The sequence below is a fragment of the Hymenobacter tenuis genome (assembly GCF_054780495.1).
Genome location: NZ_BAAGWF010000001.1, coordinates 1480528 through 1506025 on the forward strand (window position 1 = coordinate 1480528; position 25498 = coordinate 1506025).

The window sequence follows — 25498 nt, forward strand, 5'->3', positions numbered from 1 at the left end:
CTGGCCTGCCTAAGGTCAGTCTTTTTATTTTGAGCTCCAGCCAGGTACTATGGCTGTCATACCCGGCGCATCAAGCCAAAATGTACCTTTGTCGTTCATGCAGCGCTTGTTTCGTTTGATTAGAGTTGTGCTTTTACTAGGTCTCCTGCTGATGGGAACCGCCCGGACTGTAGCCCAGCCCACTACCCCGGCGTCGGCGGTTAAAGCCACTCAGGAACCTAGTGTGACGCAGCTTTTGGCCGAAGCCCACGTGCTTCAGACGAAATACCAGGAGTCGGAGGCGCTGGCGAAGTACGAGCAGGCGCTGGGCAAAGCCCCGGCCACTTACGAGGCGCTGTGGCAGGCTGCCGTACTCAGCGTCCGGATTGGGGCCCGCTACACCGATGAAACCCGAAAGTCGGCGTACTTTGGCGCGGCCCGGTTGTATGCCAGTAGGGCCCTAGTAGTGCAGCCTGATGGCGCCGAAGGGCACTTTGCCGAAGCCCTGACCCTAGCAAACCAAGCCACCTTACTAACGGCCCGCGGGCGTTTGCTTGCCTACCGCGAAATGCGGCCGCACGTATTCCGGACAACAGAGCTTCGGCCCAACTGGGCCGAAGCCTGGCAACTGCTCGGGCGCTGGCACTACCGAGTCGATCATTACAACCTGCTGGAGCGGATTTATAGCCGCTTGGTTTTGGGTGGGATGCCGGCCGGGGCTAGTACGATTCAGGCAATCAATGCCCTGCGCCGGGCTCACGAGTTAGAGCCCAAGCGCATTCAGTTTGCCTATGACCTGGCCCGAGTGTACATCAACCGGGGGCAGAATACCCGCGCTAGCTCGGTACTGCAGGAGGCCGTGGCACTTACGCCAGTGACTGCCGATGAGCTGGAAATCAGCCGCCGCTGCCGCCGTCTGTTGCAGCAGCTCAACCGCAAGCTGCAACGCACAGTGCATCGGCATGTAAAGAAGATGTAGTGCCGCGCAAGCATTCTGTTCCTGCTGTATCTTTGCCTTTCTCTTCCGCTTTCTTTGGTCGCCATGTTTCGCTCTCTTCGCTTCCTTTTGCTTCCGACCAGTGTACTGCTGGTAGGGGCCTGCGCCGATGCGCCGGAGGAGCTACCAGAAACCATGGTGAACTTGCGCACAGTGCAGAGCGGCCCAAAAGTGCAGGCCGAGGAGCTGGATGGTGCCATTGCCCGCAAACCCAAAAATGCTTCTCTTTATGCCCGGCGGGCTGCTTTCCGGTTGGATGCCGGCCAAGTAGGCCCCGCACTGCTCGATATCAATCGGGCTCTGGAGCTGGATGATGCTCCCGGTGAGTTCTACTTCACGAAAGCGCGGGCGCTGCGGGCCGAAGGCCGTATTAAGGCGGCCCTGGATGCAACCACCGAAGCTGCCCGGCGTGGGTTTGCTTCACCTGATCTGAACCTGCTGGTAGGGGAGATGCACCTAGCTTCCCGCCGCTATCAGGATGCTCTCGACCAACTCGACCGCGCCCTGCAGCAGGAGCCCGACCACGCGGCGGCGCTGTTTTACAAAGGCGTAGCCTACATTGGGCTACAGGATACGCTCCAGGCCCTGGACTACCTGCGGGCCAGTCTCGCCCGTGACCCGCGCCAACCCGAAACCCTGCACCAGCTGGCTTTCCTTTCCAATGCCTTCCGGCAGCCCGAGCAGGCCGCCGTATATGCCGCCCGCGGCTTGAAGCTGGCGCCAAGCTATGGGCCCCTGCTTTACGACTACGGTCGGCAGTTTGAGTTGCGCAACCAGCCCGATAGCGCCCTGCGAATTTATGCTCGCACCGTGCAGCTGGATACTACCTTCTACCGGGCCGATTACCGGTTGGCGCTGGCCGACTTCAAGGCGCGAAAGTATGCCGATGCTGTGCCGAAGCTGCAGCGGGCCTTGCGCCGGGCTCCACGGTTGGCCGGCGCACGCCAGATGCTGGCTGAGAGCTTCGAGAGCCTGGGTCGTTATGCGGAAGCCGCCGATCAGTACCGCCTTTTGGTAGCTGAAAACCCCGGCAACCGCCACTGGACCTACAAAGCGTGGAAGGTTAGCAACCGCGCCAAAGGCATCCTAGTAGACGAAAGACCACGGCAGGCCGTCGAGCCAATCGAGGCCATTGAGCCTATCCGGACGACTCGCCCCGGCCTGTAAGGTGGATCTTTGATACTAGGCCCAGGCACGCTTGCTACGGTTGAAGGTCGTAGTTGGCCTAGGTCGCTGGCACAGCAAAGGGGGGATTTAGCCGCCAGAAACTTCTAACTTGCGGCTTCACGGCTGTTTGTATAGCCATTATCCCTTTTTTCATGATTGACATCACCCTCCCCGACGGCTCGGTGCGCCAGTTTGTAGATGGCGCTACTGGCTACGACATCGCCTCCAGCATTAGCGAAGGCCTGGCTCGCAATGCCCTCGGCGTGCGCGTAAATGGTGAAGTGCGCGACCTGCACCGCCCGGTTACCCAAAACGCCAACGTTGAGATTCTGACTTGGAACGACCAGGATGGCAAATCAACTTTCTGGCATTCCTCGGCTCACCTGATGGCGGAAGCGCTGGAGGCATTGTACCCCGGCGTGAAGCTGGGCATCGGCCCTAGCATCGAAAACGGGTTTTACTACGATATCGACCTAGGCGAAGGCCGCACCATCTCGACTGACGATTTTCCGGAAATTGAGAAGAAGATGCTGGAGCTGGCTAAAAAGAAAAGCCAGTACGAGCGCCGCGACGTGAGCAAGGCTGATGCCATTGCGTACTTCACGGAGAAGAACGACCCGTATAAGCTGGACTTGCTGGAGCGCCTCGAAGACGGCTCCATCACGTTCTACACCCAAGGCGACTTCACGGATTTGTGCCGCGGTCCGCACATTCCCGATACTAGCCCTATCAAGGCCATCAAGCTGCTCAATGTAGCTGGTGCGTATTGGCGTGGTGATGAGAAAAACAAGCAGCTCACGCGCATCTACGGCATTACGTTCCCGAAGGCCAAGGAGCTGACCGAGTACCTGGAAAAGCTTGAAGAAGCCAAGCGCCGCGACCACCGCAAGCTGGGCAAAGAGTTGGAGCTGTTTGCTTTCTCGGAGAAGGTAGGAGCAGGGCTACCCTTGTGGCTGCCCAAAGGCACCGCGCTGCGTGAGCGGCTAGAGCAATTCCTGCGCCGTGCCCAGATGAAAGCCGGCTACCAGCCCGTTGTGACCCCGCACATTGGTTCGAAGGAACTATATGTGACGTCGGGCCACTACGAAAAGTATGGCGCCGACTCGTTCCAACCCATCAAGACGCCAAACCCGGGCGAGGAGTTTTTCCTTAAGCCCATGAACTGCCCGCATCACTGCGAGATATACAAAACCAAGCCCCGCTCGTACCGCGACCTGCCGGTGCGCCTGGCCGAGTTTGGTACGGTGTACCGCTATGAGCAGAGCGGTGAGCTGCACGGCCTGACGCGTGTGCGGGGCTTCACTCAGGACGACGCCCACATCTTCTGCCGTCCCGATCAGGTGAAAGAAGAGTTCCTGAAGGTAATCGACATTGTGCTCTACGTGTTGAAAGCGCTGGACTTCCCGGACTTCACGGCTCAGATTTCCCTGCGCGACCCCGAAAACAAAACCAAGTACATCGGCTCCGATGAAAACTGGGCCCGTGCTGAAGCTGCTATCCAAGAAGCAGCGGCCGAGAAAGGGTTGAACACGGTAACTGAGTTAGGTGAAGCAGCCTTCTACGGCCCTAAGCTGGACTTTATGGTGCGCGATGCCCTAGGCCGCAAGTGGCAGCTGGGCACCATTCAGGTAGACTACAACCTGCCTGAGCGGTTCGACTTGGAATACGTGGCCTCCGACAACTCCCGTCAGCGCCCCGTGATGATTCACCGGGCTCCATTTGGCTCGTTGGAGCGTTTTGTGGCGGTTCTGATTGAACATTGCGGCGGTAATTTCCCGTTGTGGCTCTCGCCAGAGCAGTTTGCCGTGCTTCCCATCTCGGAGAAGTATCACGACTACGCCCAGCAGGTATACGACCGTTTGCAGGCAGCTGAACTGCGCGGCACCGTAGACCACCGGGACGAGAAGATTGGCCGCAAAATCCGCGACGCGGAAGTTTCCAAAGTGCCGTACATGCTTATTGTAGGCGAGAAGGAGCAGGCCGAAGGCATCGTTTCTATCCGCAAGCACGGTGAAGGCGACCTGGGCTCACTCCCGATTGACACCTTCATCCAGAACTTCCAGACGCAGATAAATGCCATGATGGATGGCACGGCCCTATAAGGCTAGCGCTGCACAGAAGAAGTAAGCAGGCCCTTTCCTGACCAGTACGCTCCTTTTCAACAAGAGCTTGCCGGTCGGGGAAGGGCCTGCTGTGGTGGGTAGCCCCATACTTTTACGAAGTGATAGGGTAATTTTATATAGCCTTTCTTGAGCGTTTGGAAAAAATGGCGGATATTTGCCCGCTGATTGAACCCATTGGGCGCCCTGCGTGTCCTTCAATCTTAAGCAGAAAACCGATTTTCACCTTAAGGAGAAACCGCCATAGCTACCCCCAACCGCCGTTATATCCCTCGCGCCCAGGTCGAGGAGCCGTTTAAAATCAATCAAAAGATTACGGCCCGTGAAGTTCGCCTAGTTGGCGAAAATATCGAACAAGGTATCTATCCTATTGAGCAAGCCCGGCGCTTTGCTCAGGAGCAGAACCTCGACCTCGTGGAAATTTCGCCCACTGCTGTTCCGCCAGTGTGTCGCGTTATTGACTACTCGAAATTTAAGTACGAGCAGAAAAAGAAAACCCGCGAGCTGAAGGCTAAGCAAACCAAAGTTGTCATCAAGGAAATCCGCTTCGGACCCAACACCGATGACCACGACTTTGCCTTTAAACTAAAGCATGCCCAGGAATTCCTGCGCGAAGGCGCTAAGATCAAGGCCTACGTGCACTTCGTGGGTCGAAGCATCGTGTTTAAAGAGCGTGGTGAGATTCTGCTGCTCAAGTTTGCTCAGGCCCTCGAGGACCTAGGTAAAGTAGAGCAACTGCCCAAGCTGGAAGGCAAGCGGATGTTCCTGTATCTGGCTCCAAAAGCAGCTTTGCCGGCCAAACCCGCCACTAAGCCTGCCGCGCCTGCTGGCAAAGAAGCCCCGAAAGAGGCCAAGCCTGCTGCTGAAAAGGCTCCTGTAGCCGCTCCAGCTGATAAGGCCGCTGAATAAGTTTTTCCCAGGGCTTCGGCCTTGTTTTTACGCTGGCGCACCGGCCCTAGGCAGCCGACCGCCGCAGTTTTTCACCTTTTTTCACCACCACAATGCCGAAAATGAAAACCAAGTCCGGCGCCAAAAAGCGTTTTACGCTGACCGGCACGGGCAAAGTGAAGCGTAAGCACGCTTTCAAAAGCCACATTCTGACCAAGAAAACCACGAAGCAGAAGCGTAACTTGACGCATTCTGGCCTGGTTAGCTCGGCTGATATGAACCGCGTGAAGGACATGCTTGCCATCTAATTAAGAATTGCGAATGGAAGACGGAGGAGACATAGCTTTTGGGCCGCTGCTTCTCGGGTTTTCAATTCATAGTTTTTAATTTTTAATTATCCCAAACCAGGCGTCCGGCTGAAACGAAAGCTGCGGCAATTGTCCGCCGCCGGCCGCCAAAAAAAACTGGTTATGCCAAGAAGTGTAAACCACGCGGCCTCGCGCCACCGTCGGAAAAAAATCATGCGTTTGGCGAAAGGCTATTATGGCCGTCGCAAAAACGTATGGACCGTTGCTAAAAACGCGGTTGAGAAAGGTCTGCTGTATGCTTATCGCGACCGTAAAGTTAAGAAGCGTGAGTTCCGCGCCCTCTGGATTCAGCGTATCAACGCTGGTGCCCGTGAGCATGGCCTCTCGTATTCGCAGTTCATGGGTGGCCTGAAAAAGGCTGGGATCGAGCTGAACCGCAAGGTTCTGGCTGACCTCGCCCTGAACCACCCCGAAGCCTTCAAAGGCATCGTGGAGAAAATCAAGTAGGCTACCCCTCAGGTAGTCCTTACGCAAAGCGCCTGACCACATGTGGTCAGGCGCTTTTGTGTTGTAGCAACTTACGCAACGGTTCTGGCAAAGCTATACCCAGAAATGAGGTTTGGCTTGATCAGAGGGCTAGTTACACCAGCACGCTTTCTTCAATGGCCTCCGCAATGCTGATTTCCTCATAAGGGGGCACTGGCGCAAAGCGTGACTCGTGAAAGTTGGCCTCTGGATATCCGGGGGCTACTTCCGCGTTGTTGATTTCTGCCAAAGTAATTCCGTAGCCCCGGTGGGTGGCGTACATCCCTCGCACCGTGTAGATGGGGCCGCGCTTAGGCGTCTGGATATTGGGGTTTTGCACCAGAAGCAGCATAAAGTCGTCGTTGGTGCAAATCACTTCTTGCCCGATGTGAAAGAGGGGAGGCTTCATACAGTTGACAGGAAAAGTGAGGCTAGTAAGCGCCCGGAGAAGTAAAGGGAAACTATAAACAAACCGGAACGCTACATGGGCTAGTTCTCAAAATACCAGCTGTATAGCAGCCACAGCAACGTTAGCAGGCCAATAATATACCAGATCCAACTGCCCGACTCAGGCGACATATGGCCTCCGGAACGGGGGCGTTGTTTCAGAAAGGGAGGACGCATAGCCTACTGTTGCAAAGGTAGAAGATACTCCTCTGCCATACGCAAGCGGTGTCCCGACGTTTTCCCGAAGCCGTACGTGCCAACGCATCGGTTAGGCTTATGAGAGTACCTAGTAGCTTACGCCCCGTGCCGGTGGCTGAGCTTGGCTACGGAAACCAACCAGTTCTCTGAAGATTTATTACCACTTAGAATGAGAAGCCAAGTGAAGTTGCCTTACCGCTTTACTTAGTAAATTGACCTAGTGATTCTTGCTTATGCTAAAAAGCAAAAAGGCCTTCCTATTTCAGGAAGGCCTTTTTCGTGTAGCGGGGACGAGAGTTGAACTCGTGACCTCAGGGTTATGAATCCTGTGCTCTAACCAACTGAGCTACCCCGCCCTGTTTTGGTGGTGCAAAGGTAGGAACAAGTTTTAACGCTATGCAAGTATTGCGCAAAAAAAAACCCGCGTATATTGCCTCCTGTGGTACTTCGTTCGATGCGTTAGGGCCGCTAAATTCTTTACACTGTTCTGCTTATGCCGCTTTCTGCTACTCGTCTCAAACACCGTTTTACGGTTGAATACCCCATTAACGCGTCGCCTAAAATTCTGTACCCCTATCTGGCCACGGCTTCGGGCCTTTCGCACTGGTTTTGCCAAGATGTGCGCATTGAAGGAGGGCACAGCTACAATTTCATCTGGGACAATCAGCCTCATTACGCCGAAATGGCGTCGCACCGAACCAACCGCTCCGTACGGTTCGTGTTTCTAGACGAAAACCGGCGGCACACCCCTGATGCCAACTACCTTGATTTTCTGCTGGAAGAGTCGCAGCTAACGCAGGAAGTGTACCTGCGGGTTGTCGATTATTCGGAGGAGAATGATACAATTGAGCTGCAAGAAATGTGGGACAGCCTCATCCTGAAGCTTCGGGAACAGGTAGGGGGCTAGGGCTGTTTTACCTCGCAACGGGGAGCAGACGCGAAACGAGCCGTATCTTCGTTTCACGTTTGCTCCCTTTTGTTTTGATACAGGCTAGCTGCCGGAGCCACCCTAGCCGTGCTGTTATGAAGAAACTCGATAAGCTTATTCTGCGGGCATTTGCCGGCCCCTTTCTGCTCACCTTCGCGGTGGTGCAGTTTATCTTCCTGATGCAGTTCATGATGAAATACATGGATGACATTGTGGGAAAGGATTTGGGGGTGGGAGTATTGGCGCAGTTGCTCTTTTACTTCAGTGTGCTTATCGTGCCTATCTCGCTGCCGCTGGCCGTGCTGCTTTCCTCTTTGATGACGTTTGGCACCCTAGGCGAGCACCACGAGCTAACGGCCATCAAGACGGCAGGTATTTCCCTGACGCGGATTTTGCGCCCCGTCATGATTGTAAGCCTGATGCTGGCTGGCGGGGCATTCTGGTTTAACAACACCATCGTGCCCCTGGCTAACCTGGAAGCTTATAGCCTGCTCTGGGATGTACGCCAACTGAAACTAGCCCTCGATATCCGGGAAGGAGTATTCTACACAGGTATTCCGGGTTACACTATCAAGGTAAATGAGAAAATGGGGGAGAACGGCGACCTGCTCAAAGGCGTCATGATTTACGACCACACCCAGAGTTCCGGCAATATGCGCGTGATTCTGGCCGACTCGGGCCGCATGTTTACGCGGTTTAATGGCCAGTACTTGGGGCTGGAGCTGTTTCGGGGCCGCACCTATGTAGAGCAACCCAGCGCCGATAATCGGGCCGGCGCCAACTTTATCCGCCAGAACTTCGACCGCAACCTCATTACGTTTTCCCTAGCCTCATTTGGATTAGACCGCACCAAAAAGGAGCTGTTCAACCAGAATAAGATGATGCTGAACCTGAAGCAGCTCGACTACTTCACCGATTCCTTACATCAGAAAGTGGTGCTGGAGCGCAAGCAGCTGGTTCGGCAGCTCAACCCGTACTACAGCTACCTGCGGCTTGATTCCACCGGGCAGGCCGCAGTGAAGAAAGTGGAAACGTGGCAGGTGCCAGCTCGGGAGCTTCATGCTGTCAGCTACCCCATTGCCCAGCAGGCGGCAAACCGGGCCCGGAACGTACATTCGTACTTGGGTACCTCAGCCGAGCGCCTAGCTAACCTTACGCGGGAAACCGCTAATTACCGGATAGAGATATTCCGCAAGTTTACCCAGTCGACGGCCATTTTGCTGATGTTTCTGATCGGAGCGCCCCTAGGAGCCATTATCAAGAAAGGCGGGTTGGGAGTGCCCATTCTGGTTTCCATTGTGTTCTTTATCGTGTACTACGTCATCTCCATTATGGGGGAGAAGTATGGGCGGGAAGTGGTAATGCCCGTGGGAGTAGGAATGTGGATGGCTACGGCAACGCTGCTGCCGGTAGGGCTGTTCTTTCTCTACCAGGCCCGCCACGACTCCGGACTGCTGGATTTGGACTGGTCGCGTTTGGTGCCGGCTTGGCTACGGTGGCCCTTCCGAGGGTACAAGAAGTCGGCGTAAACGGAATCCCGCTCGAGTAGTAAGCATTCGCCCGAAGAAGAAGACTAGGTGCTTTTTGAGCCTAAAGCCGAATAAAACGCGGGTTTTAGCGTGAGAATGTATACCTTTGCGGCCACCTCGAAATGCGGGGTGGCTTTTCTTTTCATTTTTAATCTAAGACGGGGAAACCTATCTGCCGATGCAACTTACCACTGAAGCAAAACAGGCTATTTTCGAGAAAAACAGCCTGCAAAAGTCCGCAAACGACACCGGTTCGGCCGAGTCGCAGATTGCGCTGTTCACGCACCGCATCACGCACCTGACGGAGCACCTGAAGGTAAACAAGAAAGACTACTCTACCCGTCTGGGTCTGTTGAAGCTTGTTGGTAAGCGTCGTCGCCTGTTGGATTACCTCCAGCACCGCGAAATCAACCGCTACCGCGCCATCATCAAGGAGCTGGGTATCCGCAAGTAACCCACCTCGCTGGAGCAGGGAGCCTTTCTATCCGGAAGGTTCCCTGCTCTTTTTTTATCCGGACTGTACGCAGCAGATACCATCCGAAACAGTATCTTCTCCGCAGAAAGAACTTTTAGAGTAAAATAGACCTTTCCTAGGTCTGTTTTTTTGGCTGCTCGCCCGCTGTCGCTTTTTCAAGCAAACCATAAGATGCCCAACTACACCGCGGTTACCAAACACATTACGCTGCCCGACGGGCGGCAGATTTCCATTGAAACCGGCAAACTGGCCAAATTCGCCGACGGCGCCGTCGTGGTTCGCCTCGGCGACGCGATGCTGCTCGCTACCGTCGTGTCGCAGCCCAGCGCGCGCGGCGACGTGGATTTCCTGCCCCTGTCGGTTGATTACCAGGAGAAATTTGGTGGTGCCGGGAACATTCCCGGCTCGTTTCAGCGCCGCGAAGGCCGCCTATCGGATTATGAAATCCTGGTGTGCCGTATCGTAGACCGCATTCTGCGCCCGATGTTCCCTAAGGACTATCACTATGAGGTGCAGGTCATGATTACCCTGATTTCGGCTGACAAAACCGTGCAGCCCGACGCCCTGGCGGCCCTGGCTGCTTCAGCCGCGCTATCTATTTCCGATATTCCCTTCGCTGGTCCGATTTCGGAAGTACGCGTTGCCCGTATCGACGGCAAACTGCAAATCAACCCTCTGACCGCCGACATCGCCCGCGCCGACATCGACCTGATTGTAGGTGCCACCGCTGATTCAGTAGCTATGGTGGAAGGTGAGATGAACGAAGTAAGCGAAGAGGAAATGGTAGAAGCCATTGCCTATGCGCACGAAGCTATTAAGGAGCAAGTACGCGTGCAGATGGAGCTGGCGGCTGAAGTGGAGAAATCTCACGTGAAGCGCGAGTACCCCAAGTACGAGGAGAACGACGACCTGAAAAAGCGCATCCACGAAGGTGTGTATGAGCATGCCTACAAGATTGCGCAGTCAGGCAACACCAGCAAAGCCGGCCGTAAGGAAGGCTTCGGCGCCATCAAAAAGTCCCTGACGGAGAAACTGCTGGAAGAGCAGCCTGAGCTGGACATGAAAATGTTCGGTCGTTACTACTCTTCAGCTGAGAAGAAAGCCATCCGCGATATGATGATCAAGGAGCGCACCCGCCTCGACGGTCGCGCCCTGACTCAGATCCGTCCGATCTGGAGCGAGGTGAACTACCTGCCCGGTGCCCACGGCTCAGCCCTGTTTACCCGCGGCGAAACTCAGTCGCTTACTACTGTTGCCCTGGGCACCAAGCTTGATGAGCAGATCATCGACACGGCCATGACCTCGGGGTACAGCAAGTTTATGCTGCACTACAACTTCCCGGCCTTCTCAACCGGTGAGGTGAAGCCCAACCGCGGCCCGGGCCGTCGGGAAATTGGCCACGGCAACTTGGCGCAGCGCTCATTGAAGAAGGTAATGCCTTCCGACGATGAGAACCCTTACACCGTTCGTATCGTGTCAGACATCTTGGAGTCGAACGGCTCTAGCTCGATGGCAACGGTATGTGCTGGTTCGATGGCCCTGATGGACGCTGGTATTCCAATCCGCGCTGCCGTTTCAGGTATTGCCATGGGTCTCGTGCAGGACAAAGAAACCGGCGAGTACGCTGTGCTTTCTGATATCCTGGGCGACGAGGACCACCTCGGCGATATGGACTTCAAAGTAACCGGCACCGAAAAAGGTATCGTGGCTTGCCAGATGGACATCAAAATCCAGGGCTTGAGCGCCGAAATCATGACGGCGGCCCTGCACCAGGCTCGTGAGGGTCGTCTGCATATCCTGCGCGAAATGGCCAAGACCATTAGCCAGCCGGCTGCCGAGCTGAAGCCTCATACGCCCCGCTCGCACAAGATGCTCATCGATAAAGAGTTTATTGGTGCGGTAATCGGGCCAGGTGGCAAGGTGATTCAGCAGATCCAGAAGGATACCAACGCTACGGTTATCATTGAGGAGAAAGACGAGAAAGGCCACGTAAGCATCTACGCTTCCAACCAGGAAGACATGCAGGCAGCCATCAGCCGGATTCAGGCCATTGCAGCCGTGCCGGAAGTGGGCGCTACGTACAAAGGCAAGGTGCGCAGCATCCAGCCCTACGGCGCTTTCGTAGAGATTATGCCGGGCAAAGATGGACTGCTGCACATCTCGGAAGTTTCGCACGAGCGTCTGGCCGCCTTGGAAGGCGTGTTGGAAGTAGGTCAGGAAATTGACGTGAAACTGCTGGATATCGATAAGAAAACCGGCAAGTATCGCCTATCCCGGAAAGTGCTACTGCCAAAACCGGAGCGCGCTGCCGACTCAAACGGCGCCGCTCAGTAAGGAGCAACCGAACTTTCGCGGGTATCGGGGTGTTGCTCAGAACTGACCCCGGTACCCGCGTTTGGGTATCTTTCGTATACCGGATCAACACGACGTTTCCTAGCATCAACATTTCAACTCTCTCGCGCCCGCAATGAGACAGCTAAAAATCAGCAAGCAGATTACCAACCGCGAAAGCCAGTCGCTGGATAAATACCTCCAGGAAATTGGCAAGGTCGATCTGCTAACCCCCGACGAGGAGGTAACGCTGGCGCAACGCATCAAAGAAGGTGACCAGCAAGCGCTGGAAAAACTCACCAAGGCTAACCTGCGCTTCGTGGTGTCGGTGGCCAAGCAGTACCAGAACCAAGGCCTCTCACTAGGTGACCTGATCAACGAGGGCAACCTCGGTCTGATTAAAGCCGCCAAGCGTTTCGACGAAACCCGAGGCTTTAAGTTTATCTCCTACGCCGTATGGTGGATTCGCCAGTCGATTCTGCAGGCCTTGGCCGAGCAGTCTCGTATTGTGCGTCTGCCCCTGAACCGGGTAGGCTCACTAAACAAAATTTCGAAGTCCTTCTCTGAACTGGAGCAGAAATTCGAGCGGGAGCCCTCGCCCGAAGAAATTGCCGAAGTACTGGAGCTGACTACTTCGGAAGTAGTAGACACGCTAAAGATTTCGGGTCGTCACGTATCGGTAGATGCTCCTTTTGTACAGGGAGAAGAAAACCGCCTCCTGGACGTACTCGAAAACGAAGACGAGGAGTCGCCGGATACGGGCCTGATGAACGACTCGCTTCGCAAGGAGGTGCAGCGCGCACTGAGCACGCTCACCAAGCGCGAAGCCGATGTTATTACCCTTTACTTCGGCCTGAACGGGGAACACTCGCTCACGCTGGAAGAAATCGGGGAGAAGTTCAACCTTACCCGTGAGCGGGTTCGCCAGATCAAGGAAAAGGCAATTCGCCGTTTGCGCCATACCTCGCGCTCAAAAGCCCTCAAGCCATACCTGGGGTAGTTATTTCTACCCTTTTGCAGAAAACCCTGACCTTTGGTTGGGGTTTTTTGTTGTATTTCTACGCCGTATGCGAAAGGCAAAAAATCCGAAAATGGGTTGAAGCGGCGTGCTCCTATTACCTTTGCAGCCCAACTATAACTTCTCATGATGCCGGCTACCAGTTGGCATCTCGCAACGCACATGGAAAATACTTCCACGGAACACCACAAGTGTCTGATTATTGGTTCCGGTCCGGCCGGCTACACGGCGGCAATTTATGCGGCCCGCGCTAACCTTAAGCCTGTAATGTACCAGGGGCTACAGCCCGGCGGACAGCTTACCATTACCAACGACGTAGAGAACTTTCCGGGCTACCCCGATGGGATTATGGGTCCGGAAATGATGGAAGACCTGAAAAAGCAGGCAGCACGCTTCGGCACGGATATTCGGTATGGCATTGCTACCTCCGTGGACTTCTCAGGACATCCGCACCGCATTACCATTGACGAAAAGCGGGAGATGACGGCCGACACGGTTATCATTGCCACAGGTGCTTCGGCAAAGTGGCTTGGTATTCCGTCGGAGCAGCGCCTGAACGGCTCGGGAGTTTCGGCTTGCGCCGTGTGCGACGGGTTTTTCTACCGGGGCAAAGATGTGGCCATTGTAGGGGCCGGCGACACGGCCGCTGAAGAGGCAACCTATCTGGCTAATCTGTGCAATAAGGTGTACATGATTGTGCGGAAAGGGGAGATGCGCGCTTCCAAGATTATGCAGAAGCGCGTGCTGGACAACCCTAAAATTGAGGTGCTCTGGAACACCGTTACGGATGAAATTCTGGGCGAGCACGCGGTGGAAGGCGCACGCTTTAAAAACGTGCTAACCCACGAGACGCGGGATATTGCCATTGAAGGCTTCTTTGTAGCCATCGGCCACGAGCCTAACTCCAAAATTTTCCAGCCCTATCTGCACCACGATGAGCAGGGCTATCTGAAAACTATTCCGGGTACGTCGAAAACGAACGTGGATGGTGTATTTGCCTGCGGTGATGTGCAGGACTTTACGTACCGTCAGGCCGTTACGGCGGCGGGCTCGGGCTGCATGGCGGCCCTTGACGCAGAACGCTACCTAGCAGCCCTCGGCGACCATTAAGGGAAGTAAGCGAGTTCGTGACATCGGGTGTTTAGCGTGCCACACTACAATGGTAGTTGGTGCGTTGAACGCCCGACGTAACACATTCGCTTCTTCACCATTTCACTATCTCATTTTTTTGCTCTTGCTGCATTTTGTGAAACACTGGCTGCTGCCGCTGCTACTGATCGGGCTGTTTCTTGGCTTGCCCGGCCAGCTGATGGCCCAGCGCCGTAAAACACCTACCCCCAAAGCCAAGGCGGGCTCAGCGGGAAAGCAGAAGGATTTCTTCCGCATCAAATCCCCTTCCATCCGCTACGTGCGGCCCGATACGACTATTTTGATTGAAACGGAAGAGCTGCCCGACGAAAGCTCTGACGCCGCTAAATCCATCTTCTTTAATCCGGCCAAAAAGCTGTCAATTGTGAGTGAGGACACGTCCAAACTTAATGAAGGCGATCAGCATATTGTGGAGGTGAAGGAAGAGGTGCAGATTGACTCTTCTTGGATTCAGGTGGCGGGCTACTATGCCATCTGGGATACGCACAACATCAACCCGTACCGCGTAGATGGCCGGCGGATAAAGGACACGCTGAACCTGAAGCTGACAGAACCAGAACGGCAGCGTTACGCCAAGATGCCGCTGAACAAGACGCCGCTTACCTCGGACTTCGGCTTTCGGGGCTACCGTTGGCACTACGGCGTGGACCTGGATTTGGAAACTGGCGACTCGGTGAAAGCCGCGTTTGACGGCGTGGTGCGCATTACCAAGTGGGATGGCTCGGGCTACGGCAACTACATTCTAGTGCGCCACTACAACGGCATTGAAACGCTGTACGGGCACTTGCAGAAGTCATTGGTAACGCCGGGTACGTTTGTGAAGGCGGGGCAGCTGATTGGGTACGGCGGCAGCACGGGCCGTAGCACCGGCTCGCACCTGCACTATGAAGTGCGCTATGAAGGAAACCCCATCGACCCGGAGAAGATGTACGACTTTCCCGATTACCGCCTGGTGAAGGACAACTTTCAGATTACCTCCGGCCTGTTTGCCTACTATAGCAAATCGTTGCGGTACCGGGGCGGCAGCGTGCCGGGTGCGGGCAGCGGCGCAAGTAGCAGCCGTAGCACCAGCAGCCGTCCAACGCAGGCGCGTCGGATTGTTTCGCACAAAATCAGGAGTGGCGATACGCTCTCGGAAATTGCCGACAAATACGGCGTTTCGCAGGCCCAGATTCGGCGCCTGAACGGCGGTACAGCGGTACTTCGGGTGGGCCGCACGCTTCGGATTAAGTAACGAGGCTGACTTTTTACTAGGTTGCCTGCGCCTTGCAACCTACACTCATACATGCCACAGCGGCCCGGTTCCTCTCGTTATACTCGAAGGAACCGGGCCGCTGTGGCATGTATGAGTGTAGGATAGGGAAGCAGCTCGTTGATCAAGCCGGTGTTGGCTGCGCTGCGTTGGTGCCGGTTTGAGCGGCGGCAGGGGCTAGGGGTGCCAGTTGGCCAACGTGGCGTTGGAAGCTGCAGGTACCGCTGCTGGCCGCCGTAGTAGTTGGTACAGACTGGCTACGTGGCTAAACAAAACCGCCGGCACAATAAACGCGGGCAGCCAAACAAACGGAAAGCGCATCACGGCCACATTGGGCTGCTCAAAGGCCAGCTTTTGGGCCGGTGTGGGCGCCGACAGCAAGGCGAGCAGGATAATGTTTAGCAGCAGTACCAGCGCGCCTACATGCCACGCTACTAACCAGCCTCGGCTTAGCTTCTGTTTCTGGATCAGGAGAGCTACTACGGGTGCCGTGAGGCCGGCCACTATATCGAAGTTGCGCCCGGCGAAGGTCATCAGCTCTGGCACCAGGTGAGGAGCTACCAGCCCATACAAGCCAATTTCTACGCCCACGCGCACCACACTCAGGCGTACCAGTTCTGGCAGGCCTAGTCGTGCCATCCATCTTCGGCCCGGTCCCGATACTAGCAACCCCACTAGTAGCACAAGAGTAGGCAGGATAGCACCAAGCACCAGCCGGGGCGGCACATCCAGGTTAGTTTGATAGAAGCCAGTCAGTGCCAGGCCTGCCTGCACCGCCAGCCACCCGCTGGTTAGGAGCCAGTAGGTGCGGGGAGAGCTGCCGGTTCGTTGGATGGTAAGGCCTAGTAGCCAAGCGGCCAGAAATGTACACACTACAAACAGTGCACTTACCCACAGCGGGGCAGGCGCATGCAGGAACTGCAGATTGGCAGTTATCATCATACGAATAACAGGAAATTGCTAGGCTATCGGGAGGCGCAGACCGCGCATATATAGGCAGATATGCGCCAAGATATCTGATTTGCCAGATACTTAGCAAGCCAATAGTCCTCAATTCTGGAAGGCTGTGCTTTTGTGCTGGCTGTTGGTTGGCTGCTTTAGTGAACCTTTAGCGGTTGGCGTAGTCTGGCAACCTAGTACTTTTGCCGGCGTTGTAGCTGCAGCGTAGGTGCTGTTCCAGCCATCCATTCTAGTTGACTTTCTCTGCTCTGTATGAAGCTTGATATCCTGGCCCTCGGTGCCCACCCCGATGATGTAGAAATGTGCTGTGCCGGCACGCTGCTGGCTGCCGCTGCGGCTGGTAAGAAAATTGGCATCGTTGATTTCACCCGGGGCGAGCTGGGTACCCGCGGCACCCCGGCCACCCGGGCGCAGGAGGCAGAAGCAGCCAGCCGCATTCTGGGCCTGAGCGCCCGCGAAAACCTGGGCCTGCCCGATGGCTTTTTCCGCAACGACCGGGAACACCAGTTACCCGTTATTGCTGCCATCCGCCGCTACCAGCCCGATGTGGTACTCTGCAACGCCATCCATGACCGGCACCCCGACCACGGCCGTGGTGCCCAGCTGGCCTCGGAAGCGTGCTTTCTGAGCGGGTTACGCATGATTGAGACCCTAGGCGACGACGGCCAGCCGCAGGAAGCCTGGCGCCCACGCTTAGTGTACCATTACATCCAGGACCGCCAGATTGCGCCAGATTTCGTCGTGGATATTTCCGCACACTGGACCCGCAAGTGGGAATCTATCCAGGCTTACCGCACCCAGTTCTACGACCCCGAAAGCACCGAGCCCACTACCTACCTTTCCACGCCCGTATTTAGCCAATTTCTGGAGGCCCGCGCCCGAGAGTTTGGGCATATCATCGGGGTAGAGTTTGGGGAAGGCTTCACCCGCGAGCGGCCCCTAGGCGTGCGCGAAATAACGGAGCTTATATAGTTAATTCTATTGGTTTGTATTTGGGAAGCCCAAGTACAATCGCTTTAATATATGTTATTTAATTCGTTAAAATTATCTGTCAATTACTTTCAAACAATAAGAAGGAATGCTGTTCTAACTTGCTTTTTTTATGGCCCATTTGTTTTCATTTTATCAACGATAGCAACATGGGCAAAAGTAGGAGACTCACCGAATGCTCGTTATTTTTACATTTTCAATTTTATCCTTGTTGGCTGGGGATACTACTACACCGGGGTTATTAGGGCCGGAATACATATAAACAGATATGTTAAAAATGCAGAAGTGAACGAGGCTACCGTGTGGCTCGAAACGTATTCTTGGCTTTATTTACAGCCGAAGTCAGTGTGCGTTCAGATAAGTGAAATAGATATTGCCGAGAATACGATTCTAAATGTTGAGTTGTATAAAATAGTAACGCGGGGAATGACCTTCTATATAAAAAAAGGTTCGTTGCAGAACGAATCAGAACTGATTAGTTTATTAAAAGGTGGATGATATCTAAAAGGTGAAATCACAAAAAGCCCGGCTAACCAGCCGGGCTTTTTAGTAAATCAGGAAGTACATCTAATTTCTATCGTGTACCCAACCGGTTGCGCTTCCAAGCAGAGCCAGTGGCCGCTGGTGTTTCCAATGCAACTGCAGCAGCCCCTGGCTTCTTCTCGGTTAGGAGCATGGCTGTGAGGACGGCAGCGAGCTGGGCTGTGGCTTCATCGGGGGCGGCGGGCTTGAGGGCATCGGCCGGGAAATGGTCGCGGATGAAGTTAGTGTCGAAGTTGCCGCTCACGAAGGCGGGGTGTTGCAGCACGTAGCGCCCGAAGCCAAGGGTGGTTTCAATGCCGGTAATCTGGTACTCATCAATGGCGCGCAGCATTCGGGCAATGGCTTCCTCGCGCGTGGCCCCGAACGTGACGAGTTTGGCAATCATGGGGTCGTAGTAAATCGGGATGTCCATGCCTTGCTCAAAGCCATCATCCACGCGTACGCCGGGGCCTTGCGGGCGCACATAGGTTGTTAGGGTTCCGATGTCTGGCAGGAAGTTGTTCTGCGGGTCTTCAGCGTACACGCGCAGCTCCAGGGCGTGGCCTTGTATCTTGAGGTCGGTTTGCTGGAAGGCGAGGGGTAGTCCTTGTGCCACCTTAATCTGCTCCTTCACCAGATCAAGGCCCGTGATTTGCTCCGTTACGGGGTGCTCTACCTGCAAGCGCGTGTTCATCTCCAGGAAGTAGAAGTTGTGGTTCTCATCGAGCAGAAACTCCACCGTGCCGGCGCCGGTGTAGTTGCAGGCGCGGGCCACATCTACGGCGCAGCGGCCCATTTCGGCGCGCAGCTCGGGCGTGAGCACCGCGGAAGGCGCCTCCTCAATTACTTTCTGGTGGCGGCGCTGGATGGAGCACTCCCGCTCAAACAAATGCACAATGTTGCCGTGCTCATCGCCGAGCACCTGAATTTCGATGTGGCGTGGCCCGGTTACAAATTTCTCAATGAACACGGCCCCGTCGCCGAAGGCTGATACCGCCTCGTTAATGGCCAACTGCATCTGCTCCTCAAAGTCGGCCGCAGAATTAACGATGCGCATGCCCTTGCCACCACCGCCGGCAGAGGCCTTAATCAGGATGGGGAAGCCCACCGTAGCTGCAATGCGTTTAGCTTCTTCCACGTCGCTGATGGCCTCAGCAGTACCGGGCACCAAGGGAATATTGTAGGCCTGCACGGCCTGCTTGGCCGAGAGCTTGTCGCCCATGATGTTCATGGCTTCCGGCGAAGGGCCCACGAAAATCAGCCCGGCTTCTTTCACCATTCGGGCAAATTCAGCGTTTTCTGAGAGGAAGCCGTAGCCGGGGTGAATGGCATCAACGCCCAATTGCCGGCACACTTCCAGAATCTTGTCGCCGCGCAGGTAGCTGTCTTTGCTGGCGGGCGGACCCACGCACACGGCCTCGTCGGCGTAGCGTACGTGCAAGGCGTTGCGGTCGGCTTCACTATAGATAGCCACAGTTTGCAAGCCCATTTCTTTTGCCGAGCGCAGCACGCGCAACGCAATTTCGCCCCGGTTGGCAACGAGCAGCTTAGTGATTTTTTTCATGCGAAGAACAGTAGCGGGTGGGAGTGAGGCAGGGAAAAGTAGCGTGGGGCAGAAACACTAGGCCCTTACTGGGCCGAAACCGCCAACAGGGTGCTGGTAGGGTTCAGCTTGTGTACGGGGTGTTTTTGCCGGTAACCAGATGCAGTATGGGGTGTTTGTGTCATCAAAGAAACGCCATTCCGGCGGCTCCATAAAACGCGGCGGCGTATTTTTGCCGGGCAATCTCGGGGTTGGATGCCGGCTGAAACGCCGTTACCTTCGTGTATTGCCATAACTTTGTACATTACTCGAGAGTTAAGCCCTTTAGCATAACCCCTCGTTTTCGTTTCACATTCAACCTGTTCCCTCGTGGATCTATTTGAGAAGATTGCCGCCAACCGCGGCCCGCTAGGTGTCCACTCGCACTATGCGCATGGCTATTTTGCATTTCCCAAGCTGGAAGGTGAGATTAAGCCTCGAATGATTTTCCGCGGCAAGGAAGTTCTCACCTGGAGTCTGAATAACTACCTGGGCCTAGCGAACCACCCTGAGGTACGCAAAGCCGACGCGGAGGCGGCCGCTGAATACGGTATGGCCCTGCCCATGGGCGCCCGCATGATGTCAGGCAACTCCAACCTGCACGAGCAGCTGGAAAATGAGCTGGCAGAGTTTGTTCAGAAGCCTGACTGCATGCTCCTGAACTTCGGTTACCAGGGCGTAGTATCGATTATCGACGCGATGGTAGGCCGCCACGACGTGATTGTGTACGACGCAGAGTCGCATGCCTGCATTATTGATGGCGTGCGCCTGCACGCGGGCAAGCGCTTCGTGTACACGCACAACAACATGGCCAGCCTGGAAAAGCAGCTGGAGCGCGCCAAGCGCATCACTGACGAAACCGGCGGCGGCATTCTGGTTATTACCGAGGGTGTATTCGGCATGTCGGGCAACCAAGGCGACCTGCGCGGGGTGGTAGCTCTGAAGGAGAAATACCAGTTCCGCTTGTTCGTTGACGACGCACACGGCTTCGGTACCATGGGCACTACCGGTGCCGGAACTGGCGAAGAACAGGGCATACAAGACGGTATCGACCTTTATTTTTCGACGTTTGCGAAGTCTATGGCAAGCATCGGTGCCTTCGTGGCTGGCCCCGAGAACGTAATTGAATATTTGCGCTACAACATGCGCAGCCAGATTTTCGCCAAATCATTGCCCATGCCGCTTGTAGTGGGTGCTTTGAAGCGTTTGGAGCTGCTGCGTACCCAGCCTGAACTGAAGGATAACCTCTGGACTATTGTGCGGGCGCTGCAAAGCGGCTTGCGCGAGAAAGGCTTCAATATTGGCACTACCTCTTCACCCGTAACGCCGGTGCTACTGGAAGGCCAAATCTCCGACGCAACCCAGGTAACCTTCGATCTACGTGAGAATCACGGCATTTTCTGCTCTATCGTGGTGTATCCGGTGGTTCCGAAGGGCGTGATTATGCTCCGTATCATTCCTACGGCCGTGCATACCCTCGATGACGTGACCATGACCATCAAGGCCTTTGAGGCAGTGAACGAGAAGTTGAGCAAAGGGCTTTATTCCAAAGCTGAAGTACCTGCTGGCTTACAGAGCTAGTCTGAGCTTAGCTAAATACAAAAGCCGGCTGCCCCTGGGTAGCCGGCTTTTGTATTTAGTACTATTCCGAGTACGCCCTGATGAGCTACTAGCTGGAAACGCAGCTTTCAAATGGTAAAAAGTGCCTTACTAGCCTGTAAATGGGGATTAATAAAAAAACTTGAAAAATTGCTTGTATTTGAAATCCCTGTATATTAGGGCCGGTTAAACATATTTTTCCACACCAAACAACCCCCTCCCCAATGAGCAATTTTAGCCAACTGAAGGACCTCGTGATGTCGCTGGAAGCTGACTTCGAGAAGTTCTACGACAAGAACAACTCTGCTGCTGGTACCCGCGTGCGCAAAGGCATGCAGGAGCTGAAAAACATGGCCCAGACTATCCGTACGGAAGTTCAGAACAAGAAGAACGACGGTGGCGAAGCTGCTACCAAGGCTGCTCCAGCTGCTAAGAAAGCTGCTCCAGCTGCCAAGAAAGCTGCTCCAGCTAAAAAGAAGTAATTGGCCGCCGCAGTTGCTGCGGCGTTCAATACTTTCCCTAAGGCCCTGCCGACTTATCGGTGGGGCCTTTTTGTGTGTACGACCTGCTCCGTATGACGCGTGCTATTTACTAGGGTGTGTGGACAGTAACGTAAGGCTATAGTTTTGCGCTCTTCTAAAAGTCATGCTGAGCTTGTCGAAGCATCCCTACCGCTTCGTTGCAGAGGCCTAATCAGTAATTGGCCAGAGGGAGAGATGCTTCGACAAGCTCAGCAGGACGTGCTTTTGGTTTACTGTCCACACCCTAGGTCGACATACTGCCCCAACCGAAGTATGTCCGCTGTAGTAGAACGCTGCGGGGTGTTGGCATGACGGGCTCGGCGTACTTATTCTACCCAGTAGCACTTGGTTCCTAGCCCTCCAAACACACCAAACCCCTGATGCTGCCAGTAGCATCAGGGGTTTGGTGGTAAAGCGCGGCGCTTAGATGGAGCAGTTACACCACTTTAATGAGGTAGTAATTCTTCTTGCCTTTCTGGGCCACAATGTACTGATCCAGCAGCAGCGGAACGTCGGTGGCTTGCTGCTCCAAGGTAGCTTTGGCGCGGTTCAGGCTCACGCCCCCGGCCTGAATCATCTTCTTGGCTTCGCCCTTGGAAGGGAAAATGACGCTACCGGTGGCCTCACTGAGCAGGCCAATTACATTTTGCTCGGCAAGTGCAGCGCGCGATACTTCTACGTGCGGTACTCCAGCAAACACGTCCAGCAAGGTTGCCTCGTTCAGGCTGCCTAGGTCGCCACCTCCGAAGAGCACCTGAGAAGCCGCCAGGGCTGCCTCAAAGGCTTCCTCGGAATGCACCCGAATGGTGACATCTTTGGCCAGGGCTTTCTGCAACGTGCGCAGGTGTGGAGCTTGGGCGTGCTCGGCCTCTAGGGCCTCAATTTCGGTTTGATCTAGCAAGGTAAACACCCGAATCAGGCGCGGTACGTCGGCGTCGGCGGCGTTGAGGAAGAACTGGTAGAACTGGTAGGGCGAGGTCATGGTGGGATCGAGCCACACAGTGCCGGTTTCGCTCTTGCCGTACTTGGTACCATCGGCCTTCGTGATAAGCTGGCCGGTGAGAGCATAGGCCTTGCCCTCGCCGCCACTCATGCGCCGAATGAGTTCGGTGCCCGTCGTGATGTTGCCCCACTGGTCAGAGGCGCCCATTTGCAGGGTAGTGCCCAGTTCCTTATAGAGATGAAAGAAGTCGTAGCCCTGCAGCAGTTGGTAGCTGAACTCGGTGTAGCTCAGTCCTTCAGCGCCTGACTCCTCATTGCCACTGATACGGCGCTTTACCGAGTCTTTGGCCATCATGTAGTTCACGGTAAGGTGCTTGCCTACCTCACGCAGGAATTGCAGGAACCCGAAGTTCTTAAACCAGTCATAGTTATTTACCACTTTGGCACCGGTGGGTCCTTCGCTAAAGTCCAGGAACTTCTCGAGCTGGGCCTGGATACCGGCCTGGTTGCGCCGCAGTGCTTCTTCATCGAGCAGGTTACGCTCCGCTGATTTGCCCGAGGGGTCACCAATCATGCCGGTTGCGCCCCCTACCAGGGCTAGGGGGCGGTGGCCAGCGCGCTGCAAGTGCACCAGCAGCATGATGGTGGCCAGGTTGCCGATGTGCAGGGAAGGCGCCGTGGGGTCGAAGCCGATGTAGCCGGTAATGGGCGCGTTCTGGCGTAGGTGCTCGTCGGTACCGGGCATCATGTCGTGAAACATGCCCCGCCAGCGCAATTCTTCTATTAGGTCCAAAGGTGAAGTGGTGAAATGGTGAAGTGGTGAGCATACCGGAAACCAGCTTACTCACAGAAGAGAGGTGCAAAGGTAAACGGGCGGTGGTACATTTGCAGGTAGAGTTGTGAGCCGCGCTGAAACGCTTTTTCACATCTTCCTCTTCACTCTCTCATTACTTCCCTCTCTTGACACTTACCGCCGACGAGATACTTAAGCAGCTCCAGCAGCGGCAGTTTGCGCCCGTGTATTTTTTGCAAGGAGAGGAGCCTTATTACATTGATCTGGTAGCCGACTTACTAGAGAAAAATGTGCTCCAAGAGCATGAAAAGGGCTTTAACCAGGTGGTGCTCTATGGCAAAGACACCGACGTAGCCGGCATTCTGGGGCAGGCCAAGCGCTTCCCAATGATGGCCGAGCGCTCCGTAGTTATCGTGAAAGAGGCCCAGGCCATTGCTGATCTGGAAGCGGAGAAGTCGTGGCCGTTTCTGGAAGCCTACCTCAAAAATCCATTGCACAGCACCGTGCTGGTGTTCTGCTACAAGCACAAGACGCTGGACGCCCGCAAGAAGCTGGGCAAGCTCCTCACCGGCGACAAAGCGCATCCGGCCCCGGCCGGCACCGTGCTGCTCACCAGCAAAAAGCTCTACGACAACCAAGTAGCGCCCTGGCTAACCAGCTACGTGCGCAGCAAAGGCCAGCAGATTACGCCCCAGGCCACCAATATGCTGGCCGAGTACATAGGAGCGGAGCTGGGCCGACTGACCAATGAGGTGGATAAAATGCTCATCAACCTGCTGCCCGGCCACGCTATTGATGAGGACCTGGTGCAGCGTATGGTGGGCATCAGCAAGGAGTACAACATCTTCGAACTGCAGAGTGCCCTGATTCGCCGCGACGTGCTGAAGGCCAACCGCATTCTGATGTACTTCGAGGCTAACCCCAAAAACAACCCGCTCATCCCGAACCTGACGCTGCTGTTCAACTACTTCTCGCGGTTGCTAGCCCTGCACCAGCTGCCCAACCCCTCAGAAGCCGACTGGACCAAGCTCGGCCTGAAAAGCTCTTTTGCCCGCCGCGACTACCAAACCGGCCTGAAAGTATTTGACTTCCAGCGCACCCGCGATATTGTGCACCTCATCCGTCGGGCCGACGCCCAAAGCAAAGGCATTGACAGCGGCTCTATGACCGATGGCGAGATTCTGCGCGAATTGGTGTGGCTGATTCTGCACCCCGTGCCCCTGCATGCGGTGGTGGGTATGTAGCAGCCTGTTAGTAGGAATGATTGAATTAGAACCAAAGGAAAAATTTCCTCGTTAATCAGAAAAATTTCCCTAAGTTCGACTTGTCAAACCTGAACTGCTATGGCCGCTACTGCACATCACCCCAAACCCACCGCTACCACGCCGGCTGCGCTCCGGAAGAAATGGGCGGCTTGGGGCCAAGCCGGGCAGGATGCGTTTGCCTTGGTGATGGAAGCGCGCAAAGGTGTGCCCGCCGCCACGGCGTTTGAGGTAGCCGAGGCGTTTCATTTGCAGGCGAATGAGCTGGAGGCCATTTATGAGCTCTCGACGAAAACTTTGCGCACGTATTCGCAGGAAAAGAAGCCCTTGAGCGCAGCCAGCAGCGAAAAAACCCTCAAAATCATCAGCCTCTACAACCTGGGGTTGGAAGTATTTGGGGAGGCCGCCGCATTCCTGCGGTGGCTGGATAAGCCTGCCCACGGCCTCGACCAGGAAGTGCCGCTACGACTGCTGGAAACCAGCGGAGGTATTGATCTGGTAGCCGAGGAACTCACCCGCATTGCTTACGGCGACTTGTCGTAGCGTGTATGCTGGTGTATCGGATATGTTTGGCGAAGTACGCCGAGGATTTGTTTGCTTCCGGTTATCGAGCCCGTTGGAACTACAAGGATCAGTTTGTGATTTACACGGCTTCCTCGCGGGCACTGGCGTGCCTAGAAAACGTGGTGCACCGGAGCGGCGAAGGCCTTAATGACCAGTTTCGGGTGTTAGTGATTGAGGTGCCCGATGAGCTGGTAATTGAAGAAATCAACCTGAGGCAACTGCCCCCGAATTGGGAAAAAGCCAGCCGCTACGCCGTGTGCCAGCCGCTGGGGGCAGCGTGGTACACCCGGCGTAACTCGGCGGTGCTGCGAGTGCCCTCCTCCATTATCCCGCAGGAAAGCAACTTTGTGCTGCATAGCCGCCACCCCGATTTCAAGCGCATCCAGATTGTAGGCCGCGAAGCGTTCCGCTTCGATTCCCGAATAAAAGCCGCCGATACCGCACAGTAGAGG

The 25498-nt window shown here is 55.3% G+C and carries 22 protein-coding genes, 1 tRNA gene and 2 pseudogenes; 19 read left to right on the top strand and 6 right to left on the bottom strand.

Features of this window, described 5'->3' with window-relative positions; translation table 11 throughout:
* Positions 1-97 precede the first annotated feature (97 nt).
* From ACYVGU_RS06345 to rplT, 6 genes and pseudogenes are all read left to right on the top strand, one after another.
* Positions 98-958: a tetratricopeptide repeat protein gene (locus ACYVGU_RS06345; RefSeq protein ID WP_460611889.1), complete on the top strand. Its 861-nt coding sequence runs from the start codon at positions 98-100 to the stop codon at positions 956-958.
* A gap of 63 nt (positions 959-1021) precedes the next feature.
* Positions 1022-2143: a tetratricopeptide repeat protein gene (locus ACYVGU_RS06350; protein ID WP_460611888.1), complete on the top strand. Its 1122-nt coding sequence runs from the start codon at positions 1022-1024 to the stop codon at positions 2141-2143.
* 152 nt (positions 2144-2295) lie between these two features.
* Positions 2296-4245, top strand: coding sequence for a threonine--tRNA ligase (gene thrS, locus ACYVGU_RS06355; RefSeq protein ID WP_460621348.1), 1950 nt, complete (start codon positions 2296-2298; stop codon positions 4243-4245).
* Between the two features lie 261 nt (positions 4246-4506).
* Positions 4507-5064 (top strand): annotated as a pseudogene (gene infC, locus ACYVGU_RS06360) (translation initiation factor IF-3); the annotation flags it as partial.
* Between the two features lie 200 nt (positions 5065-5264).
* Positions 5265-5459: a large ribosomal subunit protein bL35 gene (gene rpmI / locus ACYVGU_RS06365; RefSeq protein ID WP_460611886.1), complete on the top strand. Its 195-nt coding sequence runs from the start codon at positions 5265-5267 to the stop codon at positions 5457-5459.
* A 162-nt stretch (positions 5460-5621) separates the two neighbouring features.
* The gene (gene rplT / locus ACYVGU_RS06370; protein WP_119654080.1) at positions 5622-5966 is read left to right on the top strand and encodes a 50S ribosomal protein L20; all 345 of its coding nucleotides are present in this window, start codon (positions 5622-5624) and stop codon (positions 5964-5966) included.
* A gap of 133 nt (positions 5967-6099) precedes the next feature.
* Here rplT and ACYVGU_RS06375 read toward each other — a convergent pair whose 3' ends face one another.
* The 3 genes from ACYVGU_RS06375 to ACYVGU_RS06385 all read right to left on the bottom strand — a co-directional run bounded on the left by ACYVGU_RS06375 (position 6100) and on the right by ACYVGU_RS06385 (position 6985).
* Positions 6100-6393: a hypothetical protein gene (locus ACYVGU_RS06375; RefSeq protein ID WP_460611885.1), complete on the bottom strand. Its 294-nt coding sequence runs from the start codon at positions 6391-6393 to the stop codon at positions 6100-6102.
* Between the two features lie 80 nt (positions 6394-6473).
* On the bottom strand, positions 6474-6608 hold the full coding sequence (locus ACYVGU_RS06380) for a hypothetical protein (protein WP_460611884.1): 135 nt from the start codon (positions 6606-6608) through the stop codon (positions 6474-6476).
* Between the two features lie 303 nt (positions 6609-6911).
* Positions 6912-6985 (bottom strand) — tRNA-Met (locus ACYVGU_RS06385).
* Between the two features lie 137 nt (positions 6986-7122).
* On the opposite strand from ACYVGU_RS06385, the gene ACYVGU_RS06390 reads away from it, so the two are divergent.
* From ACYVGU_RS06390 to ACYVGU_RS06420, 7 genes are all read left to right on the top strand, one after another.
* The gene (locus ACYVGU_RS06390; protein ID WP_460611873.1) at positions 7123-7536 is read left to right on the top strand and encodes an START-like domain-containing protein; all 414 of its coding nucleotides are present in this window, start codon (positions 7123-7125) and stop codon (positions 7534-7536) included.
* Between the two features lie 116 nt (positions 7537-7652).
* Complete coding sequence (locus ACYVGU_RS06395) at positions 7653-9086, top strand: LptF/LptG family permease (protein WP_460621349.1); 1434 nt, start codon at positions 7653-7655, stop codon at positions 9084-9086.
* A gap of 178 nt (positions 9087-9264) precedes the next feature.
* Positions 9265-9540, top strand: coding sequence for a 30S ribosomal protein S15 (gene rpsO / locus ACYVGU_RS06400; RefSeq protein WP_460611871.1), 276 nt, complete (start codon positions 9265-9267; stop codon positions 9538-9540).
* A 192-nt stretch (positions 9541-9732) separates the two neighbouring features.
* Positions 9733-11895: a polyribonucleotide nucleotidyltransferase gene (pnp, locus tag ACYVGU_RS06405; protein WP_460621350.1), complete on the top strand. Its 2163-nt coding sequence runs from the start codon at positions 9733-9735 to the stop codon at positions 11893-11895.
* A 133-nt stretch (positions 11896-12028) separates the two neighbouring features.
* Complete coding sequence (locus ACYVGU_RS06410) at positions 12029-12892, top strand: sigma-70 family RNA polymerase sigma factor (RefSeq protein WP_022823752.1); 864 nt, start codon at positions 12029-12031, stop codon at positions 12890-12892.
* Positions 12893-13072: 180 nt separating this feature from the next.
* Positions 13073-14020 (top strand): NAD(P)/FAD-dependent oxidoreductase, encoded by a 948-nt coding sequence (trxB, locus tag ACYVGU_RS06415; protein WP_460621351.1) that lies wholly within the window; start codon positions 13073-13075, stop codon positions 14018-14020.
* Positions 14021-14156: 136 nt separating this feature from the next.
* Positions 14157-15293: a peptidoglycan DD-metalloendopeptidase family protein gene (locus ACYVGU_RS06420; protein ID WP_460611868.1), complete on the top strand. Its 1137-nt coding sequence runs from the start codon at positions 14157-14159 to the stop codon at positions 15291-15293.
* 195 nt (positions 15294-15488) lie between these two features.
* Here ACYVGU_RS06420 and ACYVGU_RS06425 read toward each other — a convergent pair whose 3' ends face one another.
* Positions 15489-16253 carry a hypothetical protein gene (locus ACYVGU_RS06425; protein WP_460621352.1) on the bottom strand — a complete coding sequence of 255 codons (765 nt, stop codon included), beginning with the start codon at positions 16251-16253 and terminating at the stop codon, positions 15489-15491.
* 270 nt (positions 16254-16523) lie between these two features.
* On the opposite strand from ACYVGU_RS06425, the gene bshB1 reads away from it, so the two are divergent.
* Complete coding sequence (bshB1, locus tag ACYVGU_RS06430; RefSeq protein ID WP_460611866.1) at positions 16524-17243, top strand: bacillithiol biosynthesis deacetylase BshB1; 720 nt, start codon at positions 16524-16526, stop codon at positions 17241-17243.
* Between the two features lie 592 nt (positions 17244-17835).
* On the opposite strand, the gene accC is transcribed toward bshB1, so the two are convergent.
* On the bottom strand, positions 17836-19347 hold the full coding sequence (accC, locus tag ACYVGU_RS06435; protein ID WP_460621353.1) for an acetyl-CoA carboxylase biotin carboxylase subunit: 1512 nt from the start codon (positions 19345-19347) through the stop codon (positions 17836-17838).
* Positions 19348-19695: 348 nt separating this feature from the next.
* On the opposite strand from accC, the gene ACYVGU_RS06440 reads away from it, so the two are divergent.
* Together ACYVGU_RS06440 and ACYVGU_RS06445 are read left to right on the top strand one after the other, a co-directional pair.
* Positions 19696-20946: an aminotransferase class I/II-fold pyridoxal phosphate-dependent enzyme gene (locus ACYVGU_RS06440; protein WP_460621354.1), complete on the top strand. Its 1251-nt coding sequence runs from the start codon at positions 19696-19698 to the stop codon at positions 20944-20946.
* Between the two features lie 242 nt (positions 20947-21188).
* Positions 21189-21362 (top strand): annotated as a pseudogene (locus ACYVGU_RS06445) (histone H1); the annotation flags it as partial.
* A 559-nt stretch (positions 21363-21921) separates the two neighbouring features.
* On the opposite strand, the gene tyrS reads toward ACYVGU_RS06445, so the two are convergent.
* Complete coding sequence (tyrS, locus tag ACYVGU_RS06450; protein WP_460611862.1) at positions 21922-23220, bottom strand: tyrosine--tRNA ligase; 1299 nt, start codon at positions 23218-23220, stop codon at positions 21922-21924.
* Positions 23221-23387: 167 nt separating this feature from the next.
* Between tyrS and holA the strand changes: the two genes are divergently transcribed.
* The 3 genes from holA to ACYVGU_RS06465 all read left to right on the top strand — a co-directional run bounded on the left by holA (position 23388) and on the right by ACYVGU_RS06465 (position 25495).
* Complete coding sequence (holA, locus tag ACYVGU_RS06455) at positions 23388-24464, top strand: DNA polymerase III subunit delta (RefSeq protein WP_460621355.1); 1077 nt, start codon at positions 23388-23390, stop codon at positions 24462-24464.
* A gap of 99 nt (positions 24465-24563) precedes the next feature.
* Positions 24564-25025, top strand: a complete 462-nt coding sequence (parS, locus tag ACYVGU_RS06460; RefSeq protein ID WP_460611860.1) for a type II RES/Xre toxin-antitoxin system antitoxin — start codon at positions 24564-24566, stop codon at positions 25023-25025.
* 5 nt (positions 25026-25030) lie between these two features.
* Positions 25031-25495: an RES family NAD+ phosphorylase gene (locus tag ACYVGU_RS06465; protein WP_460621356.1), complete on the top strand. Its 465-nt coding sequence runs from the start codon at positions 25031-25033 to the stop codon at positions 25493-25495.
* Positions 25496-25498 lie beyond the last annotated feature (3 nt).

Excerpts from the sequence above, each read along its gene's own strand:
- ACYVGU_RS06345 (WP_460611889.1), top strand. The coding sequence starts at position 98 with ATGCAGCGCTTGTTTCGTTTGATTAGAGTTGTGCTTTTACTAGGTCTC.
- ACYVGU_RS06350 (WP_460611888.1), top strand. The coding sequence starts at position 1,022 with ATGTTTCGCTCTCTTCGCTTCCTTTTGCTTCCGACCAGTGTACTGCTG.
- thrS (WP_460621348.1), top strand. The coding sequence starts at position 2,296 with ATGATTGACATCACCCTCCCCGACGGCTCGGTGCGCCAGTTTGTAGAT.
- rpmI (WP_460611886.1), top strand. The coding sequence starts at position 5,265 with ATGCCGAAAATGAAAACCAAGTCCGGCGCCAAAAAGCGTTTTACGCTG.
- rplT (WP_119654080.1), top strand. The coding sequence starts at position 5,622 with ATGCCAAGAAGTGTAAACCACGCGGCCTCGCGCCACCGTCGGAAAAAA.
- ACYVGU_RS06375 (WP_460611885.1), bottom strand. The coding sequence starts at position 6,393 with ATGAAGCCTCCCCTCTTTCACATCGGGCAAGAAGTGATTTGCACCAAC.
- ACYVGU_RS06380 (WP_460611884.1), bottom strand. The coding sequence starts at position 6,608 with ATGCGTCCTCCCTTTCTGAAACAACGCCCCCGTTCCGGAGGCCATATG.
- ACYVGU_RS06390 (WP_460611873.1), top strand. The coding sequence starts at position 7,123 with ATGCCGCTTTCTGCTACTCGTCTCAAACACCGTTTTACGGTTGAATAC.
- ACYVGU_RS06395 (WP_460621349.1), top strand. The coding sequence starts at position 7,653 with ATGAAGAAACTCGATAAGCTTATTCTGCGGGCATTTGCCGGCCCCTTT.
- rpsO (WP_460611871.1), top strand. The coding sequence starts at position 9,265 with ATGCAACTTACCACTGAAGCAAAACAGGCTATTTTCGAGAAAAACAGC.
- pnp (WP_460621350.1), top strand. The coding sequence starts at position 9,733 with ATGCCCAACTACACCGCGGTTACCAAACACATTACGCTGCCCGACGGG.
- ACYVGU_RS06410 (WP_022823752.1), top strand. The coding sequence starts at position 12,029 with ATGAGACAGCTAAAAATCAGCAAGCAGATTACCAACCGCGAAAGCCAG.
- trxB (WP_460621351.1), top strand. The coding sequence starts at position 13,073 with ATGGAAAATACTTCCACGGAACACCACAAGTGTCTGATTATTGGTTCC.
- ACYVGU_RS06425 (WP_460621352.1), bottom strand. The coding sequence starts at position 16,253 with ATGATGATAACTGCCAATCTGCAGTTCCTGCATGCGCCTGCCCCGCTG.
- bshB1 (WP_460611866.1), top strand. The coding sequence starts at position 16,524 with ATGAAGCTTGATATCCTGGCCCTCGGTGCCCACCCCGATGATGTAGAA.
- accC (WP_460621353.1), bottom strand. The coding sequence starts at position 19,347 with ATGAAAAAAATCACTAAGCTGCTCGTTGCCAACCGGGGCGAAATTGCG.
- parS (WP_460611860.1), top strand. The coding sequence starts at position 24,564 with ATGGCCGCTACTGCACATCACCCCAAACCCACCGCTACCACGCCGGCT.
- ACYVGU_RS06465 (WP_460621356.1), top strand. The coding sequence starts at position 25,031 with ATGCTGGTGTATCGGATATGTTTGGCGAAGTACGCCGAGGATTTGTTT.